Annotated in this window: 16 protein-coding genes and 3 pseudogenes; 9 read left to right on the top strand and 10 right to left on the bottom strand. The window is 68.5% G+C overall.

Features of this window, described 5'->3' with window-relative positions:
- Window positions 1-334 precede the first annotated feature (334 nt).
- Window positions 335-1,228: a MurR/RpiR family transcriptional regulator gene (locus tag ACWD4G_RS43305; protein ID WP_451303825.1), complete on the top strand. Its 894-nt coding sequence runs from the start codon at window positions 335-337 to the stop codon at window positions 1,226-1,228.
- Window positions 1,229-1,279: 51 nt separating this feature from the next.
- On the opposite strand, the gene ACWD4G_RS43310 is transcribed toward ACWD4G_RS43305, so the two are convergent.
- From ACWD4G_RS43310 to ACWD4G_RS43330, 5 genes and pseudogenes are all read right to left on the bottom strand, one after another.
- Window positions 1,280-2,380 (bottom strand): pyridoxal phosphate-dependent aminotransferase, encoded by a 1,101-nt coding sequence (locus ACWD4G_RS43310; RefSeq protein ID WP_451303894.1) that lies wholly within the window; start codon window positions 2,378-2,380, stop codon window positions 1,280-1,282.
- A 22-nt stretch (window positions 2,381-2,402) separates the two neighbouring features.
- The gene (locus ACWD4G_RS43315) at window positions 2,403-2,558 is read right to left on the bottom strand and encodes a hypothetical protein (RefSeq protein ID WP_451303900.1); all 156 of its coding nucleotides are present in this window, start codon (window positions 2,556-2,558) and stop codon (window positions 2,403-2,405) included.
- A gap of 184 nt (window positions 2,559-2,742) precedes the next feature.
- On the bottom strand, window positions 2,743-2,982 hold the full coding sequence (locus tag ACWD4G_RS43320) for a hypothetical protein (RefSeq protein ID WP_451303827.1): 240 nt from the start codon (window positions 2,980-2,982) through the stop codon (window positions 2,743-2,745).
- 214 nt (window positions 2,983-3,196) lie between these two features.
- Entirely contained in the window at window positions 3,197-4,102 is a 906-nt protein-coding gene (locus tag ACWD4G_RS43325; protein ID WP_451303829.1) for an ABC transporter substrate-binding protein/permease, read from the bottom strand.
- 15 nt (window positions 4,103-4,117) lie between these two features.
- Window positions 4,118-4,183 (bottom strand): annotated as a pseudogene (locus ACWD4G_RS43330) (hypothetical protein); the annotation flags it as partial.
- Window positions 4,184-4,589: 406 nt separating this feature from the next.
- On the opposite strand from ACWD4G_RS43330, the gene ACWD4G_RS43335 reads away from it, so the two are divergent.
- Window positions 4,590-5,171: a hypothetical protein gene (locus tag ACWD4G_RS43335; protein WP_451303831.1), complete on the top strand. Its 582-nt coding sequence runs from the start codon at window positions 4,590-4,592 to the stop codon at window positions 5,169-5,171.
- Between the two features lie 132 nt (window positions 5,172-5,303).
- Here the strand turns inward: ACWD4G_RS43335 and ACWD4G_RS43340 are convergent, their stop codons facing one another.
- The 4 genes and pseudogenes from ACWD4G_RS43340 to ACWD4G_RS43355 all read right to left on the bottom strand — a co-directional run bounded on the left by ACWD4G_RS43340 (window position 5,304) and on the right by ACWD4G_RS43355 (window position 8,096).
- Entirely contained in the window at window positions 5,304-6,074 is a 771-nt protein-coding gene (locus ACWD4G_RS43340; protein WP_451303833.1) for an aminoglycoside phosphotransferase family protein, read from the bottom strand.
- A 185-nt stretch (window positions 6,075-6,259) separates the two neighbouring features.
- Window positions 6,260-6,388, bottom strand: a pseudogene (locus ACWD4G_RS43345) (IS630 family transposase); the annotation flags it as partial.
- Between the two features lie 12 nt (window positions 6,389-6,400).
- A complete protein-coding gene (locus ACWD4G_RS43350; RefSeq protein WP_451303835.1) occupies window positions 6,401-6,727 on the bottom strand; it encodes a nucleoside triphosphate pyrophosphohydrolase in 327 nt (108 codons plus the stop codon).
- Window positions 6,728-7,151: 424 nt separating this feature from the next.
- Window positions 7,152-8,096: a helix-turn-helix domain-containing protein gene (locus ACWD4G_RS43355; protein ID WP_451303837.1), complete on the bottom strand. Its 945-nt coding sequence runs from the start codon at window positions 8,094-8,096 to the stop codon at window positions 7,152-7,154.
- A gap of 221 nt (window positions 8,097-8,317) precedes the next feature.
- Here ACWD4G_RS43355 and ACWD4G_RS43360 point away from each other — a divergent pair, with 221 nt between their 5' ends.
- From ACWD4G_RS43360 to ACWD4G_RS43380, 5 genes and pseudogenes are all read left to right on the top strand, one after another.
- A complete protein-coding gene (locus tag ACWD4G_RS43360; protein ID WP_451303839.1) occupies window positions 8,318-9,016 on the top strand; it encodes a cyclase family protein in 699 nt (232 codons plus the stop codon).
- Between the two features lie 9 nt (window positions 9,017-9,025).
- Window positions 9,026-9,277 (top strand): hypothetical protein, encoded by a 252-nt coding sequence (locus tag ACWD4G_RS43365; protein ID WP_451303841.1) that lies wholly within the window; start codon window positions 9,026-9,028, stop codon window positions 9,275-9,277.
- An 8-nt stretch (window positions 9,278-9,285) separates the two neighbouring features.
- Window positions 9,286-10,932: an AMP-binding protein gene (locus ACWD4G_RS43370; RefSeq protein ID WP_451303843.1), complete on the top strand. Its 1,647-nt coding sequence runs from the start codon at window positions 9,286-9,288 to the stop codon at window positions 10,930-10,932.
- 331 nt (window positions 10,933-11,263) lie between these two features.
- Entirely contained in the window at window positions 11,264-13,108 is a 1,845-nt protein-coding gene (locus ACWD4G_RS43375; RefSeq protein WP_451303845.1) for a rhamnogalacturonan lyase family protein, read from the top strand.
- 254 nt (window positions 13,109-13,362) lie between these two features.
- Window positions 13,363-13,919 (top strand): annotated as a pseudogene (locus ACWD4G_RS43380) (beta-galactosidase); the annotation flags it as partial.
- A 60-nt stretch (window positions 13,920-13,979) separates the two neighbouring features.
- On the opposite strand, the gene ACWD4G_RS43385 reads toward ACWD4G_RS43380, so the two are convergent.
- Window positions 13,980-15,104, bottom strand: coding sequence for an enolase C-terminal domain-like protein (locus ACWD4G_RS43385; RefSeq protein WP_451303847.1), 1,125 nt, complete (start codon window positions 15,102-15,104; stop codon window positions 13,980-13,982).
- 146 nt (window positions 15,105-15,250) lie between these two features.
- Between ACWD4G_RS43385 and ACWD4G_RS43390 the strand changes: the two genes are divergently transcribed.
- Both ACWD4G_RS43390 and ACWD4G_RS43395 read left to right on the top strand, forming a co-directional pair.
- The gene (locus tag ACWD4G_RS43390; protein WP_451303849.1) at window positions 15,251-15,724 is read left to right on the top strand and encodes an SPW repeat protein; all 474 of its coding nucleotides are present in this window, start codon (window positions 15,251-15,253) and stop codon (window positions 15,722-15,724) included.
- 370 nt (window positions 15,725-16,094) lie between these two features.
- Complete coding sequence (locus tag ACWD4G_RS43395; protein WP_451303851.1) at window positions 16,095-17,225, top strand: Rieske 2Fe-2S domain-containing protein; 1,131 nt, start codon at window positions 16,095-16,097, stop codon at window positions 17,223-17,225.
- Window positions 17,226-17,233 lie beyond the last annotated feature (8 nt).

The raw sequence follows: 17,233 nt of genomic DNA on the forward strand, positions 1-17,233 counted from the left end.
CGCTCGAACAGTTCCCACAACTCATCCGGCACCATGCGCTCGACCATCACCACACGGGCAGACTACCCAGCGCGCCAAATGAGACGACGTCTAAGCCGAGCGAAGCCCTTGAGACGCTGCATCTCGCAATGAGCATTGCATCTAGTGCTAAGTTTGCAAGTGTCACGAGCATTCTCGTGTATGGCTACCGATGCAAGGTGAGGCTCGGCCGGGTTTGACGGAGGGCCCATGACATGGGTGCGTCGGCTGCCAGTTGCCGTCCGGCAGTACGAAATACCCGCCCCCGGCGAGCCCGGCGGTCTGTCACTCGCCCCGACTAGGAGAGAATCCAGGCATGGCCTCCCGACCGCAGTCTCCCCCCCGGTCCTACGACGAGTTCCTCACCGAGCTGCGCCGGCGGGGAACAACCCTGACTCGATCACAACGCCTGCTCGCCGATCGCGTCATGGCCGACCCCGAGGGTGTGGCCTTCATGACGGTCTCCGAGCTGGCTTCGGCCGTGGGCGTCAACGAGGCGACCGTCGTACGGTTCGCCAACGCGCTCGGACTTGAGGGTTTCCCCGGGCTGACACGGCTGTGCCGTGAACAACTGCGCGAGCAGGCTCAGTTGCTGAACCGCTACAACCACCTGGAGCAGCTCAGCGCGGAGGGAAGCGACCCCCTCGAACGGGCGGTCGCCCTTGATCAGGCCAATATTGCCCGTACCTTTGCCCGCATCCACCCCGAAACCTGGCAAGGGGCGGTCTCCGCCTTGGCGGACTCGCCCAGCGTTCACGTGCTGGGGCTGCGCAAATGCCACGCTCCCGCCTATCTCCTGGGCTACCTGCTGCGTATGTTGCGCGAAGAGGTCCACACCCTCACGGGCTCATCGGGGAGCCTCACCGACGAGCTGCGCCGTGTCCGCGAGGGCGACTGCTTCGTCGCCATCTCCATCCACCGCTACAGCGCGGAGACGGTGAAGGGGGCCGAATGGGCCCGCTCACGCGGTGCCCGCTGCGTGGCGCTGACCGACAACCCTTCATCCCCGCTGGCGACCACGGCGGACCATGTCTTCTACGTCGACGCCGCAGGCGCGTCCGTTCTGCGCTCGATGACCGCCTTCACATCCCTGGTCCAGGCGCTGGCAACCGGCGTGGCGCAAGCGCGCGGTCATGAAGCACGGTCGACCCTCCTCATAGAGGAGCAACTACTGGAGCAGTTCGCGGTGTACACCGCCCCCGGCAAGTGAGCAGGTGGAAGGGGGCAGCGCCGAGCCACCCCCTTCCACCTCCCGCCGGGCTCAGCCCTGTTCGGTGAGGCTTCCCAACGCGCCGCGCAGATGTTCCAGCGACGCCGCTATCCACGGCAGCGCCACCGGGTCCGCGCTGTTCAGTGCCTGCCGGCGCTCCGCCTCGGACTCCCCGTACAGCAGGCTCGTCGCCACCCTCACCCGCAGCCCGTCCTCGGCGTCACCGAACGCCTCGCCTGCCAGCGCACCGACACCGTGCCGCTCCAGCAGGGCTGTGGCCAGGGACGCCCCGCCGGTGATGCCCCGACTCTCAAGCTGCCGGCGCTCCCGGCCAGGGCGCCCAGACGCCCGGAGCGGCTCGAAATCGGGGTACAGGTATAAGCCGACCTTGGGCTCGCGGCACACGGCACCGGCGGTCACGAACTCCGCGTGCACGGCCCGCGCGACCGCGGCGTGCAGCCTCTTCGACCGCTCGATGTGCCTCAGCACGTCGGGCGGGTCCTGCAGCACATGAGCCGCCACCGCCTGCATCGGTGCCGCCAGGCTCGACCAGATCTCACTGGCCACACCGACCAGGTCCGAGAGCAGCTTCCGCCCCCACTCACCGTCCGGCACCCGGGCCAGACCGATCCGCCAGCCCCCCAGCGCCATCGACTTGCTCAGGCCGGTGGTCACGATCGTGTTCTGGGGCAGGAACTCTGTCGCGCTGGGAGCCACCCCGTCGTGCACCAGCTCCCGGTAGATCTCATCCGCGATGATCGCCAGGCCCCAGCGTTCCGCGATCTCACACACCGCCTGGACATGTGAGCGCCGGGCGACGGTGCCGGTCGGATTGTCGGGGACGGTCAGCACGAGAATTCCCGGACGCGCACCGGTCTCACGCGCCTCCCGGAGTTCCTGCTCCAGTACCGCGGGATCGGGCACACCGCCTGCCTCCGCGGGGATGGGCACATCAATGGTCCGCTTGCCGAGCAGCGAGGCCTGGGCCGCGTAGCCCACCCAGGAGGGGCACGGCAACACCACGTCCCCCGGAAGCGCGGCCAGCAGCGCGAACAGCAGTGACTTGCTCCCCGGCGCGAACAGGACTTGCTCCGGACGCGTCGACAGGCCCCGCCGGGAGAACCATCCCGCAGCCGCCTCACGCGCCTCCAGGGACCCAACGACAGAACCGTAGTCATTTGCGCCCGACCGCCCCGGCCAGCACCGCGCCGACCGAGTCCAGGACCGGCAGCCCGGCTTCGCCGAAGCCCAGGTGCAGCGCCTTCTCTCCCGCAGCGCGCCGCGCTTGCAGCGTTTCATTGGCGGCCAGTGTCACCGAATGCATCGTCACGAGCCCACGACTCCTTCACGAGGACCAAAGTACGGCACGCCATTAAAACTTGCATATTGGAGATGAACTGCAATTTTTGTTGCAAACAAGGGCTCGCGCATCGCCACACGACGGGGCTGGTGCAGGGGCGCCTGGCGAGACGGGCGCCCCCACGATCAGGAGTTCGCCTTGCCTTCCGCGGCAGTCAGCGGATCGACCCGAGCAGAGGCGCCGGGTCCGGACCGGGGTGTTGCGGTCCCTGCAGCGCGTAACGGTTGCCGTAGAACTCCACCAGCGTGCGGCCGGAACGCAGCAGCTCGGCGTATCCGATCACGAAGCCCAGCGAGGTGTCCTTGAGCAGGATGACCAACTGGGTGACGATGGCCGGAAGCATGCGGCGTATCGCGCGCAAGACCTCGCACAGCACGGTCGAGTTGTAGGCCACCAGGCCGAGCAGCAGCGTGGGCAGCAGGCCGATGTCCAGACCAAGGGTGGGTCAGGGCGAGGTAGGCGAAGAGGATCAGCAGCAGCGGAACTCCGCGGAAGAACTGCACGAGGATCGTCGCGGGCCAGCGTACGAATCGCTTCGGGGACAGCCGTGCCCCACCGCGAGCAAGGTCCCGACCGCCAGGGAGAGGACCATGCCGAGGAGAGCAGCCTCAAGGGTGGACCGCAAGGCGTCCAGCAGTGTGCCGGGAACGCCGGTCGCGGGATCGAAGAGGATGGCCCAGCGTTCGGGCTCCAGCTGACCCCGGCCTTCGAGGCGGATCAGAAGCAGGGCCACCAGCCCGGCCAGGACGACGAGGGCGGCTGCTGTGGCGACATGTATCCGCCGGCGGGTGCGGGGGCCCGGGAGGTCGAAGAGTCCAGTCGTGTCCATCAGGCCGCCGTCCTTCGCTCGTACCACTCCACCGCGAGTCCTGAGGAATGGTGATCAGCAGGTACGCAAGCGCGATGACCAACAGAGCGGGCACGACCGCCTGCGGCGCGAGAAACGCGATGCGTTGGCTGGTGGCGGTCAGCTCGGTCAGGGCGAAGCCGGCCGCGATCGAGGAGTTCTTGACCAGCGCGATCCATGTGCTGCCCAGCGGGGGCAGCACCGCCCGGGCGGCCTGGGGCAGCACGATGTGGCGCATGGTCTGGCCGAAGCGCAGTCCCAAGGCGCGGGCCGCCTCGCCATGCCCGGTCCCGACCGCGTTGATTCCCGAGCGCAGCGCCTCACCGACGAATGCCGCCGTGTACAGCCCCAGCGCGCCGACAGCGGCGAGGAAGTAGCTCGGCGCCGTGAGGTCCACCCGAGGTGCGGCGAAGACGATCAGGAAGAACACCACTGTCAGCGGGGTGTTGCGGACAAGCTGCACATAGACCGCCGCCGAGGTGCGTAGCGGGGCCACCGGGCTGACCCTGGCCACGGCCAAGGCCGCCCCGGCGGCGACTGAGACGAGTGCGGCCAGCACGTTGTCGAACGCCTGCTGCAACGTCTCGTCGATGAACTCGACGAAGTCGTTGTCGCCCTTCTTCACACCGACGCCGTACGGCTCCTTGGTGAAGGTCTTGTCGATCAAGTCGGTGGACTTGCCCGACCCCGAGGGGCCGATGACGGCGACGACCTCGCCCGGACTGACGTCCAGGTCGATGCCGTCCAGAACGAGCTGGTCGCCAAACTATTTGGTGACGTTACGTAGCGAAATAAGGGGGTCTGCTGAGATAAGCGCGTCATTGCGAGTTCCGCTGGGATTGAGACCGAACCGTAGCTACGACCCTGCCGATATGCAAGGTATATTGCGTTGAGTTATTGGAGGGCAATGTTTCATGCAGAATGCTGGTGAGAAGGGCCCCTTGGGGGTGAGCACGGGCTCTCCGAGCCGTGGCGTTGGCGCCGTCCGGCCGGGCGATGGGCTGACGGGGGGTATGGGCGTGCCCGCGATCGGCAGTGATCACCCGACCGAGGCTTTCTCTTCGACGGACACCGCTGACAGGGGGGCGATGCATTCCCAGGGCTGGAGCCACGGCGGTGGAACCTTCGGGGCGGGTGGGTGAGACGCTGCTGCTGTGACGCAACACAAGACCTTCCAGACGCATCTGCGGCAGGCCGCCACCGGCATCCTGGAGCGCGTCCCCGAGCAGTTGAAGCGTGAGATATACGTCCTGGCCTTCAACATCTGGCGCATCGACGCCGACGACCGCCACCCCTACGTGGACATCGGCTACAACACGGAGAGCCAGTACGAGGATGGGATACGCCGGAATTGCGATCCCTGGGAGGTGCGCTGGAACTATGCCTTCTGGCTCCTCAACGGCTTTGACAAGCTCGGCAACGTCCCTGAGGACCAGGCCGGCGGCCCGCTCTACGAGGAGGAGGTCAGGAACCTCGGCATCTGGTACGACGGCGAGTTCGATCTCGGTCGGACGCTGGAGGACGATGAGATCCGCGCCAAGTCCGACCGCCTCCAACTCCACTTCCACGACGCCGTCATCGACCTCGCCCGTTACCTCCACGCGAGCGGCACCATCGATAGAATCTTCGGCCGCCCACTGCCCGTGGTCGTGTTCGACATGGACTGCCCAGGCTGGGAGGAGGAGGCCACCAAGGCCGCCAACCCGGCTGAGCTGATCGAGGACTTCTTGGCGTGAGCCTCGGCCGGCGCCGGCCGTAGTCGGGTCGGCAACTCCAAGGACCTGTCGAGAACTCCGTGCGCTGGAGCCCATTCCTTGGGCTCCGCTGGTTCTGTCAGCGATCTCCGATCTCGTGACGGCGGGGAGCCGTTACCGGAACAGATGCCGGTGCGACCGGCTCCATGCCACTTTGCGTTCGAGGTCCTGCAGATAGCCTTCGGCCACCCATGTGGCCTGGGGCTGGTGGCCGGCGTCGGCAAGTCGGCGTACTTGATCGATGTTTTTCTGCTGTCCGTCGATGACGGCATCGACGATGCCCTCGGTGGAGGACAGTCCGTAGGCGGAGCAGAACCGTTCCAGGCGGTGACGACGGTCGGGTGGTTGCGGGAAGCGCAGCCAGCGCATGCACTCGGCATCGCCCCGGAACGGTGCGACGTACTGCAGTGCGTAGGCCACATCGTGCAGACGTGCCGCCGGGCGGGCGAAGTCCCAGTCGATGATTCCCACAGGCCGGAACCCCTGCCACACCACGTTCCATGGACCGAAGTCACCATGGCAGATCACGTCACCGGCGGCGGGCACGTCCGGCCCGGCCGCCCAGGCCGCTCCGGCCGGCGGGCGGAAGTCCGCGGTCGCGTCGTGGTAGTCGCGCAGCAGCCGGGCGAAGGCGTTCAAACCCTCGTCCTCCACGACCCTGGCCCAGCCCAGCGGGCCTGAATCGCCGTCGATATGGGTCAGGACCTCACGGCCCTCCTCGTCAAACCCCAAGACCCTCGGAGCACACGTGAAACCCACCGCTTCCAGATGGCGCAGCAGAGCGTGCACTGTCTCAGTCCAGGGTTGAACGGGTCTGCGGACCGTGTCGCCGATTCGCACGACCTGCCGATGAGCGTGATCCTGCAACACGTCCTCGTTCGCCACCCGCGAGAGGCTACCCGCTCAGCCGAGGAGGGGACACGTGGATTACTCGACGTCGCACGCGACGCATCCGGCCCTGTCGGTGATCGAGGTCAGGGCGGTGTGAGGATGCGGGCTCGCGGGAGCGCGAAGGACGCGCGGCCGTACATGCTCCACTTCACGGTCAGCGTGGTCAGCGGGAGGTCCTGGGTGTCTTCATCAGCCCGTACCAGCTTCGCAATCACCGGCACCCGGTTCCCGGCCCACCGCAGCCAGCAGCAGCCTCGCACGCCGGACCGCACCGAACTGGTGCTGCCCCGCCACACGATCTGCTGCAGAACGGCCTGCGGTCAGCGGTTGCCCGTCCAGACGATCCGGTCGGTGAAGCCTCCCCGCTCGGCCGCCTTGGTCTCACGGATCTTCTCCAGCTGATCCGCGTCGATCCCCAGGTCCGCGGCGAGCGCGCGCACGACCTCCAGTACGTCCGCGAGTTCCTCCGGCGCCGAGTCCTCATCCGCCTCAAGGAACTCGGCGACCTCCTCGCCGAGCTTGTCCCGCAGCCGACCACGGTATTCCTCCCGGCCCGCGGTGTAGGTGACCGGCTCGGCCCCGTCCTCGCGGATGATCTGCGGAATCCGGTCCCGCACCAACTTGCCGTGCCTGCTGTAGGGCTCCACTCGTGCTCTCCCGCTCCTGCCTCCGTGAGGCGGTCGCGGACGCCGCCCCTCATGCCGGCGCAGCCTAGGGAAGTCGCCCCACGACTCGCCATGCGAACGGCCAATCCCGCCCGTTCCGAAGGGCCTTGACGTCACGGCGGCTCGTCACCGCCGTCCCCGTCGATGTTCTTCTCGGTGCGGCAGATGTTGCCGCAGCAGGGATGACAGCCGTCGGTGTCCGGCGAGACCCGCGCATCGTCCAAGGAAGGTATCCGGCTCGCGAGGGGCCGTCGCGGCGTTGAGCACGTAGGTCGTCCCATTGCCCGGATAGATCTACGGCGAGGGCGTCGCCATCACATGTACCTCACCTCCCTCCCTGCCGGCGTACGGGCCGGGCGCCGACAGCGGGCGCCGTGGAAGGTGTCGGTGCGGGAGGCGCCGCGGGTCAGATCTGCCGGCGTACCTCGCGCGGTGAGGTACCGAAGTGCTGCCGGAACGCGCTGCTGAAGGCGCTGGGGGAGCTGAAGCCGACCGACGCGGCCACATCGGCGATGCTCTGTGAGGCGAACGTCGGGCAGCTCAGTCTGGTGCGGGCGAGGTCGAGCCGCTCGTGACGGATCAGCTCGGTGGCGGTGGTGCCTTCGCGGGCGAGTACAGCCTGGATGTACCGGGACGACCAGCCGATCGCCGAGGACATCGCGGCCACGGAGAGGTCGGGGTCGGTGACGTGTTCGCGCACGTACCGGCGTACGGCGTCGAGTACCGCCGTGGTGCCGCTTGTGGAGGGCATCTTCTCGTCGCCGGCGGCGGCGAGGCAGAACAGGTCCACGATCCGGTCGCAGACCGAGTCGAACTCGGCACCGGAGAGGTGGTCGCGCTCCCGGATGAGGCTGACCAGCAGGTCACGGGTGACGCCCGGCAGGCCCTTGCGTCCGACGATCCGCTGTCCGCGCGGCGCGACCAGGCCGAGACGCTGATCGATCCGCTCGAACGGGATGAGAAGCGTGAGCGCGGCCGCTCCATCGGCGTGCGCGACGTGGAACGGCGCATCGATGGGCACAAGGGCCATTTCCCCGGTCTGGAGTGCTCGGTCCACGGAGTCGCTGCCGACGTGCAACCGGTCCCTCAGCGGGACGAAGAGCTCGTAGTGGCCGCGTGGATCGCGGCGGATACCGCGCGCTTCGCGACGCACGTGCTCGGACTCGCCGGTCCACGACACGAGTTGGTACGTCGATGTGCGCTGTCGCATCACGCGGCCCCGGTAGGACTCCGCGGGGAAGTCGATGCCGAACTCGCCGTGCACGTCGCTGCACCAGTCCCGCCACGCGTCCTGGGCGCTGACGCCCGCGGTCGCCCGGTCGCCGGTGACCAGGCCATCGATCTGATACATCGCGGTGTGCCCTCTTTCGCTTCCGAGCACAGGGCTGGGCCGGCAGGCGGCAACCGGAGAGGGGCCGGTTGTGCGGATTGACGACACAACTATGCGCCCCGGCGCGCGACCTGGACCAGTAGGGCGCGTTTCACTTCCGATGTGACGCCGTTCACTCGGGGATGGAGCCCGGAGTGGAGGCGCCACGCATCCCGGCAACGCCTGAGTGACCCGGAGGAACCATGTCCCAGAACGCCGCCCCCAGCCTGGACGAGTTGCTGGCCCGATCGCCCAGCAACTGGGGCAAGTGGGGTCCCGACGACGAGGTGGGTGGCCTCAACTACCTCGGCCCTGAGCAGGTCGTCGCCGCCTCCGCGCTGATCCGCTCGGGCAAGGTCTTCACGATCCAGCGGCTGATCGGCGACCCGAAGGGCGACCCGGTGTGGCCGGGCCGGACCCCTGCGGTCCGCACGCAGATCATGGACGAGGCCACCTGGGACAGCAAGGACGCGCCGCAGTTCCCCGGCGGGTTGCACTACGCCGACGACAAGATCGACGCCTTCCTGCAGGGCTCGACACAGTACGACGCCCTGGGCCATGTCTGGTACGGCGGCAAGATCTGGAACGGGTACGACGCCCGCACCACAGTGGGAGGCATGGACAGGGCCAGCGTCGAGCCGATCGCCCGGCGCGGTGTCGTCGGCCGCGGCGTGCTTCTCGACATGGCGCGGTTCCGTGGGAAGAAGAACCTCGACACCGCCGAGACCTTCAGCCACGAGGACCTGCTCGCCTGCGCGGCCCACCAGGGCGTCGAGCTCCGCAAGCGCGACATCCCGCTGATCCGCACCAACTACCTGCAACTCTTCTTCGACCTGGGCGACAAGTTCTACGACGGCTTCTGCGAGCCCGGCCTCGTCTACAGCCCCGAACTGGTGGACTAGTTCGCCGACATGGAGATCCCGAACCTGGTCACCGACACGATCGCCAACGAGGTCACCGCCGACCCGAACAACGGCGTGGTGCTGCCGCTGCACAGCGCCCTGATGCGCAACCTCGGGGTGACCTTCACCGAGATCGCCGACCTGGAGGCGCTCGCCCAGGACTGCGCCGAGGACGGCACGTACGAGTTCTTCTACGCCGCGGCTCCGCTGAAGATCGCCAAGGGAAGCGGCGCCCCGGTCAACCCCATCGTCGTGAAGTAGGGCCGCCGATGTCCGTCTACGATCAGCGCCCCTGGCTCGCCCGGTACGGCGACCAGCCCGACGAGCTTCCCCTCGAACACACCAACGCGTTGGAGATGTTCCGGGCCGGCCTGGCGGCCGACCCGGACGGCGTCGCGATCCGCTACTTCGACGGCGTCGTGACCCGGGCGGAGCTGGATGCCCAGAGCGACGCGCTCGCCGTCGGCCTGCGCGGACTCGGCTTCGCCCGCGGCGACCGGCTCGCGGTCTATCTGCAGAACGTGCCCCAGTTCCTGGTCTGCATGCTCGCGGCGTGGAAGGCCGGCGGGTTCATGGTCTCGGTCAACCCGATGAGCCGGGCCCGCGAACTCACCTATCTCCTCGCGGACTCCGGCGCCAAGGTCCTGGTGTGCCTGGAGAGTCTGTACGACGAGGTGGGCCGGGACGTCGTACCGGCCAGTCCGGTCGAGGCCGTGCTCACCACCAGCGAACTGGACTATCAGACCCGCGACGACGCCCGGCTGTTCTCCGGCGTGACCCGGCAGCGCCACGAAGGGACCCGGGACCTGCTGGAGTTCATCGCCGAGCACCGGGGGAGCATCCCGCCCCCGGTGGGGCTCGGGCCGGACGACATCGCCTTCCTCACCTACACCTCCGGCACCACCGGGGTCCCGAAGGGAGCGATGAACACCCACCGGAATGTCGTGTTCAACGCCACGGTGTACCGGGACTTTCTCCACTTCCGGCCGGGCGGCGAGGTGTTCGGGATCGCGCCGCTGTTCCACATCACCGGACTGATCGGACACGTCGCGATCAGCTTCCTGGCTCCGATGCCCCTCGTGCTCGCCTACCGCTTCGAACCGGGCGTGGTGCTCGACGCGTTCGTCGAGCACCGGCCGACGTACACGATCGGGGCGATCACGGCACTGAACGCGCTACTCCATCACCCGGACTTCGCCCAGGAGAAGTTCAGCTCGCTCACATCGCTCTACTCCGGCGGAGCCGCGATCTCACCCAGCGCGGAGAAGGCGTTCCTGGCCGCGACCGGGCTCCGGGTGCACAACGCCTACGGCCTCACCGAGACGACCAGCCCGATGACCGCGACCCCGTTCGGCACCGGCTCCCCCGTCGACCCGAACTCGGGCGCGCTCTCGGTCGGTGTCCCCGTGCCGTCGACCATCGTGCGCATCCAGGACGACGAGGGCAACGACATCCCGCTCGGCGAGATCGGCGAGATCGTCGCCGAAGGGCCGCAGGTCGTCGCCGGCTACTGGGGCAAGCCCGAGGAGACCGCGGCAGGTCTGCCCGGTGGCGCGCTCAAGAGCGGCGACGTCGGCTTCATGAACCAGCAGGGATGGATCTTCATCGTCGACCGCAAGAAGGACATGATCAACGCCTCGGGCTACAAGGTCTGGCCCCGCGAGGTCGAGGACGTGCTCGCCGAACACCCCGCGGTACGGGAGGCGGCCGTCGTCGGCGTCCCCGACGACAAGCGCGGCGAGACGGTCAAGGCGTACGTCAGCCTCAAGTCCGGCCACTCCTGCACGCCGGAGGAACTCGTCCGGCACTGCAAGGAGCGGATGGCGGCGTACAAGTACCCGCGCCAGGTCGAGATCCGCGAAGACCTCCCGAAGACGGTGACCGGCAAGATTCTGCGTCGCGCGTTGCGGGGCTGATGTGTCCTCGGTTCCGGCGTCGGCCGGGTCACACGACTTGATGTAAACGCTTTCAGGCGTGTGAACTTGGCTCGGCCGGACCTTCAGTGATCAGTGGTGTGCCGTCGAACCGGTCTATGGATGGCGGTGAACAGGTATTTCTCACTCAATTCCGCTTGAGGTACTTCGCCGCCACTCACCCCTCCAGCAACCTTGACGCGCCCACGCTTCAGTGCTTCCATCCCCTCAATGGAAGCGCTTAACCAATCAGCGCCCCCCTCTCGCACGGACAGAACCATCGCGCCGCACCACCCGGCCCGCGCCACCGCGCCACCAAGCGAAAGGGCTTGTCATGCTCGCGACATTACGATCCCGTGGAGCGGCGGCCGTCGTCTCGGCCACCCTCGCGTTCTGCTCCGCCCTCGCCGTCGGCCCCGCCGATCCCGCCTCCGCGGACACGACCGTGCAGGCCGCGCGGGTGATGGAGAACCTCGGCCGCGGAGTCGTGGCGGTCCGCAGCGGCTCCGCCCAAGTCCTCGTCTCCTGGCGGCTGTTGGGCCTGGACCCGGAGGGCATCGGCTTCAACGTGTACCGCTCTGCCGCCGGCGGCACCTACACGAGACTCAACGCGAGCGTCCTGACCGGCGGCACCAACTACACCGACACCACCGCCGACCTGACTCGCGACAACAGCTACCGCGTCACCCCGGTCGTGAACGGCCAGGAGCAGACCGCCAGTTCGGCCTTCACCCTCACCGCGAACCACGCCACCGAACCCGTAGTCCGCCTCCCCTTACGCTCCGGGGGCGCGGTGAAGTTCCTCTGGGTCGGTGACCTCGACGGCGACGGCGAGTACGACTACGTGATCGACCGGCAGACCTCACCGCAGTCCATCGAGGCCTACCGCAGCGACGGGACCTTCCTCTGGCAGGTCGGCCTCGGGCCGAACAGCGTGAACCAGGACAACATCGAGCCCGGTTCGGCCACGATCGACGTCGGCAACTGGGACGGCGTCACGGTCTACGACTTCGACAGCGACGGTGACGCCGAGGTCGCCCTGAAGATCGCCGACGGGGTCACCTTCGGGGACGGGACCACCTGGACACACGCCGACGACTCACAGCAGTGGATGGCGGTCCTGGACGGCCGTACCGGAGCGCTGAGCCGGTACTCGTCGATCCCGGCCACCTATCTCTCCGACGGCCCGCTCGCCGCCCGCCTCGGCGTGGCCTACCTCGACGGCAGCACTCCCAGCCTGGTCGCCTTCATGAAGAACCGGCGGGACGACGGGGCGTTCAACCTGATGATCGGCGCGTGGAAGTACGACGTCGGCTCCCTGGACCGCCAGTGGACCTGGCAACGCGACAGCCAGGACGCACCCGACGGGCACAACACCCGCGCCATCGACGTCAACGGTGACGGCACCGACGAGATCGCCGAGATCGGGTTCGTCCTGGGCGGCGACGGCACCCTGCGCTACTCGATGGGCCCGAGCGGCATCGTCCACGGCGACCGATTCCACATCGCCGACATGGACCCGAGCCGACCCAGTCTGGAGGGCTACGGCGTCCAGCAGAACAACCCCAGCGGACTGCTGGAGTACTACTACGACGCCTCGACCGGCGCCCTGATCTGGCAGCACCGCGGCGGCCCCGCCGACGTCGGACGCGGTATGGCCGCCGACATCGACTCCCGCCACCCCGGCATGGAGGTCTGGTCCTTCTCCGGCCTGTACAACGCGCCCACCAACACCCTCGCCGAACCCGACACCTCCAAACGCCCCTGGCCCCAGCTCGGCCTGTGGTGGGACGGCGACCTCACCGCGGAGCTCCTCAACGACGGCAAGATCGAGAAATGGGACCCGCTGAACCCGACGTCGACCGGCAGCGTGCCCCGACTGGTCAGCACCTGGAACTACGGAGCCGTCAACGCCTCCCAGGGCATCAACCCCCTCCTCGTCGGCGACATCCTCGGCGACTGGCGCGAGGAGGCGGTGTACACCAACGCCACCTATGACGAGCTGATCATCTTCACCACCAACCAGCCCACCACCACGCGCCTTTACACACTCACGCACAACCCCGCCTACCGCAACGCCATGACCTTCAAGGGCTACATGCAGTCCCACCACGTCGACTACTTCCTCGGCGCCGGCATGACCACACCGCCCCGGCCGAACATCGCCTACGCCCCCTGACACCGACAGGCAGCCGGCCGAAGAAGTGTCCGGCAACAGCGCGAGCGTCCAGATGACGCTGTCGGTGTGCGTGGAGCCGTTGACGGTCGCGGTCACCTCCACCGTGTTCTCGCCTTGCCGCAGTGTGATGTCGGCCCACCGGAAGATGCGGTCACCGCTGCTCAGGGTGCCCAGGGAGGTGCCGTTGAGGCCGTCGACGGCGTTCCAGGTGTGGGGCGTGTTGACCGACGACCACCCGGAGTCGTCGAATCCGGGCCCCGCCCGCCTGGTTCTTCCGCGCCCACCCCGAGGCGCTGCCCGTCGACCGCGACGGTCGAACACTGTCGTACGGCAGCCGCCAGACCTTCTGCCCGTCCAGCCCCGCGTACCGCACCGCGGCGCTGGGCATCGCGGGCGAACTCGCCCGGCGTTACGCCGGCCACCCGGCGGTCGTGATGTGGCACGTGCACAACGAGTACGGCTGCCACAACGCCGAGTGCCACCGCGACGAGAGCGCGGCGGCTTTCCGGCGCCGGCTGCGCGCGACGTACGCGGGCGACCTGGGCGCGCTCAACCACGCCTGGGGCACGACCTTCTGGAGCCAGTGGTACTACGACTGGGAGGAGATCCTGCCGCCCCGGCCACCGGAGCCGCGCCCAGCCCGGCCCACCGGCTGGACTGGCGCCGCTTCTGCTCCGACGAACTGTTGTCGCTGTTCACCGCCGAACGCGATGTGCTCCACCGCGCCGCGCCGGACATCCCGGCCACCACCGACTTCATGGTGAACTTCAGCATCGAGGCACTGGACTACTGGCGCTGGGCCGTCGCGCTCTGCCATCGGCGTCCCGGCCAGTACTCCCCTTGGCGAGCCCGGTCAGCCCGGTCAGTCCGGTCAATCCGGTCGCGTCCCGTACACGCGGTAGGGCTCGGCGTCGGCCCATCTGACGTCCAGGCCGAGACCGGGGCGCCCGGTGTCGGGGCGCAGGGCACCGGCGTCGGGCGACAGGGCGCCGTCGAACAGCAGCCGCTCGACACGGACGTGGTCGTGGAAGTACTCCAGGTGCCGCAGCCGCCGTATCGCGCAGAAGGCGTGGGCGGAGAGGGCCGGGGCGCAGTGGGCGGACAGGTCGACGTCCCGGGTCGCCGACAGGCCGGCGACCTCCAGGAGGCCGGTGATGCCGCCACAGCGGGTGACATCGGCCTGGAGGCAGTCCACGGGCGGCGGCTCCACGAGGTTGACGAAGTCACGCGGTGTGAACGCGTACTCCCCCGCCGCGATCTCCAGGCGCTCCGGGCCCCGGTCGCGCACCATGCGCAGCCCTTCGAAGTCGGCCGAGCCGACGGGCTCCTCCAGCCACCGCACGTCCCACTCCTCGTGGAACCTGCACGCCCAGTACAGGGCCTCCTTGCGGGAGAGCGCGCCGTTGGCGTCGGTGAAGATCTCCGGCCCGTCGCCGATCGCCTCGCGTACGGCCGTCAGGCGCTGCGGGTCCCGCTCGGGCTCGCGTGAGGTCTTGAGCTTCACCCGGGTGATGTCCTGGGCGACCCGTCCGGCGAGCTGCCCGGTGAGCCGGTCGAGCGGGTAGTTCGTGAACCCGCCGCTGCCGTACACCGGTACCCGGTCGTGGTAGGCGGGCAGGAGGCGGATCAGCGGAAGGTCCAGCAGCCTCGCCTTGAGGTCCCACAGCGCCACGTCGACGGCGGAGACGGCCATGGCCCCGACGCCCGGGCGACCCGCGTTGCGGATCTGCGTCCCCATGCGGTGCCACTGGGCCGGCGGGGCGGTGAGGTCTTCTCCCTGGATCAGCGGAGCGAGCTCGGAGGCCACGAAGGCGGCGACGGACACATCGCCGTAGGTGTAGCCGAGCCCGGTCCTGCCTCCGGCGTGCACCAGGACGAGGATCATGGTGGTGGAGTCCCATTCCAGGGTCCCGTCCTGTTCCCTGCCGTCGGGTCCGTCGGTGGGCACCTCGAAGACGTGCACGTCGACCCCGTCGATACCCGCGACCAGCGCCATGACGAGCTCCTTCGGACGCACCTGTCCGCTGTCTCCACCGGGTGACCCCCGGCACCCGTAAGACACCGGCACCCACACGGATAAAAAGGACATAAATGGGGATTTTGTCCTACAGGGACCACATTCGTGGAGAGGAGACGACCGCCATGGCGTATCCACAGCACTCCAGTGACATAGGCGCGCATCCCGAACTGGCGGAGATGCGGGAAAGGCTTGAGCGCACGGCGTCGAGCGGACGGGCGGTCGCCATCGAGGGGCTGCTTCTCCTCGCGGGCGTCTACGCCGCGATCTCTCCCTGGGTCGTGCACTTCACCGATGAGCCGAACATCACCGTCAACAACCTCATCGTCGGCATCACCGTGGGAGTGATGGGGTTCGGTCTCACCATCGCTCCGGAAAGGATGTTCCGGGTCGCCTGGGCGGCTGCTCCGCTCGGAGTGTGGCTGCTGCTCTCCCCGTGGGTGGTCACCGCCGATCACAGCGCACGGGCCGGCGTCATCTGGAGCAACTGCTGGGCCGGTGCGGTGATCACCGTGCTCGGTCTGGCCGCCGCGGGCCTGACCATCGGCGTCAATCGGCGCGGTTCGAGAAACCGGCCTCAAGCAGGGCAGTTCCAGTAGGTGAGGCAGAGCGTGTCGTGCCCGAGGATTCCGTGGCACGGCGCGCTTGACCTCGGGAGCGGTCATGCGGTGTTACGACTGCCTCGCTTCGGACCGTACTGCTATCGCGCGGACAGCGGCCCTCCGACGGGGACCGGCTCCTGAGTGAGGATGATCAGCGGGCTGCTCGGTGACCGCGTGGTGCGGACCAGTCGTACGAACGCCGAAGGCTTGCGGGCGGCTCACCCCTCCGGACGTGCCGGGCACGACATGGGATGCGGAAGGCCGCCAGGATGGGAGAGGCGGCGGGCCCCTGGCTGGTGGGCTGGTCGGTGATGCCGGGTGTGACGTGGAACTGGCCATGCCGGTGACCCCGATTCGAGGGAGAGGTATGACCGACACGGACACCGACGGGGCCCGCAGCGGTCCGCGCTCGGGGCACCGCGACCCGGACACCGCCACCATCGACCTGAGGCGTGTCGGAGCGAACCCGGACTTCTGGTATCCGGTCGCGTTGTCCCGCGAGGTGCCCGTCGGCCAGGTGGTCGCCACCGCGTTCGCCGGTGAGCGCATCGCGCTCTACCGAGGCAGGAGCGGCACCGTGCACGCTCTGGAGGACCGGTGCGCCCACCGGCAGGTGCCGCTGAGCATGGGCGTCGTGGAGGGCGAGACGCTCCGTTGCTGCTACCACGCGTGGGCCTATCGCGGCGACGGCCGCATCTCGCAGATCCCCTACCTGTCCCAGGGCGACGGCCGGCCACCGCGCGGCGTGCGCGGCTACCCCGTCCGCGAGGCGTACGGCCTGGTCTTCGTCTTCCCGGGCGATCCGAACGCGGCGGCCGACACCCCGCTGCCGGAGCTGCCGGCCTTCCGCTCACCGCGCTACCGGACGATGACCTTCTCGCGGACGGTGCGCTGCCACTACTCGTTCATGCACGAGAACCTGCTCGACATGAACCACCAGTTCCTCCACCGCGGTGTCGTCGGCAGACTCCGTCCTGAGCTGCTGGGGTACCGGACCGACGCGCGGTCGGTGGAGGCCAGGTACCTGTTCACCCACGCCGGGGGGAAGAGAAACCGTGGCGCCGGTCTGCTGGCCGGGGAGGGTGTCGGCGGCGGCAACTCCTCCGACGTCATGACGATCCGTACGCAGTACCCGTACCAGACACTCGATCTGGTCCCGGAGCACGCCGAACGTCCCGCCTTCCGCCTCTGGGCCGCGTACGTGCCCGAGGACGCCGAGCAGCGGACATGCCACGCGTACGGCCTGCTCATGATCGAGAAACCGAGGATCGCCGGCGCTCTCCATCTGGCCTGGCCGTTCATCAGGCGCTTCACCGAGCGGGTGTTCGCCGAGGACCGTATGGCCGTCGAGGCCGAACAGCGGGCGTGGGAGGAGCAGGGTGAGGACCGCAACCACGAGGTCTTCCCCCTGATCCTGGACGTCCGCGAAGTCCTGCGCGCCAACGGCGTCCCCGTGGAATCCGGCCACCGCGGGTGTGCGCAAAGGCGCGCACGGTGAAACGGAGG

This window comes from Streptomyces sp. NPDC002643, assembly GCF_053592555.1.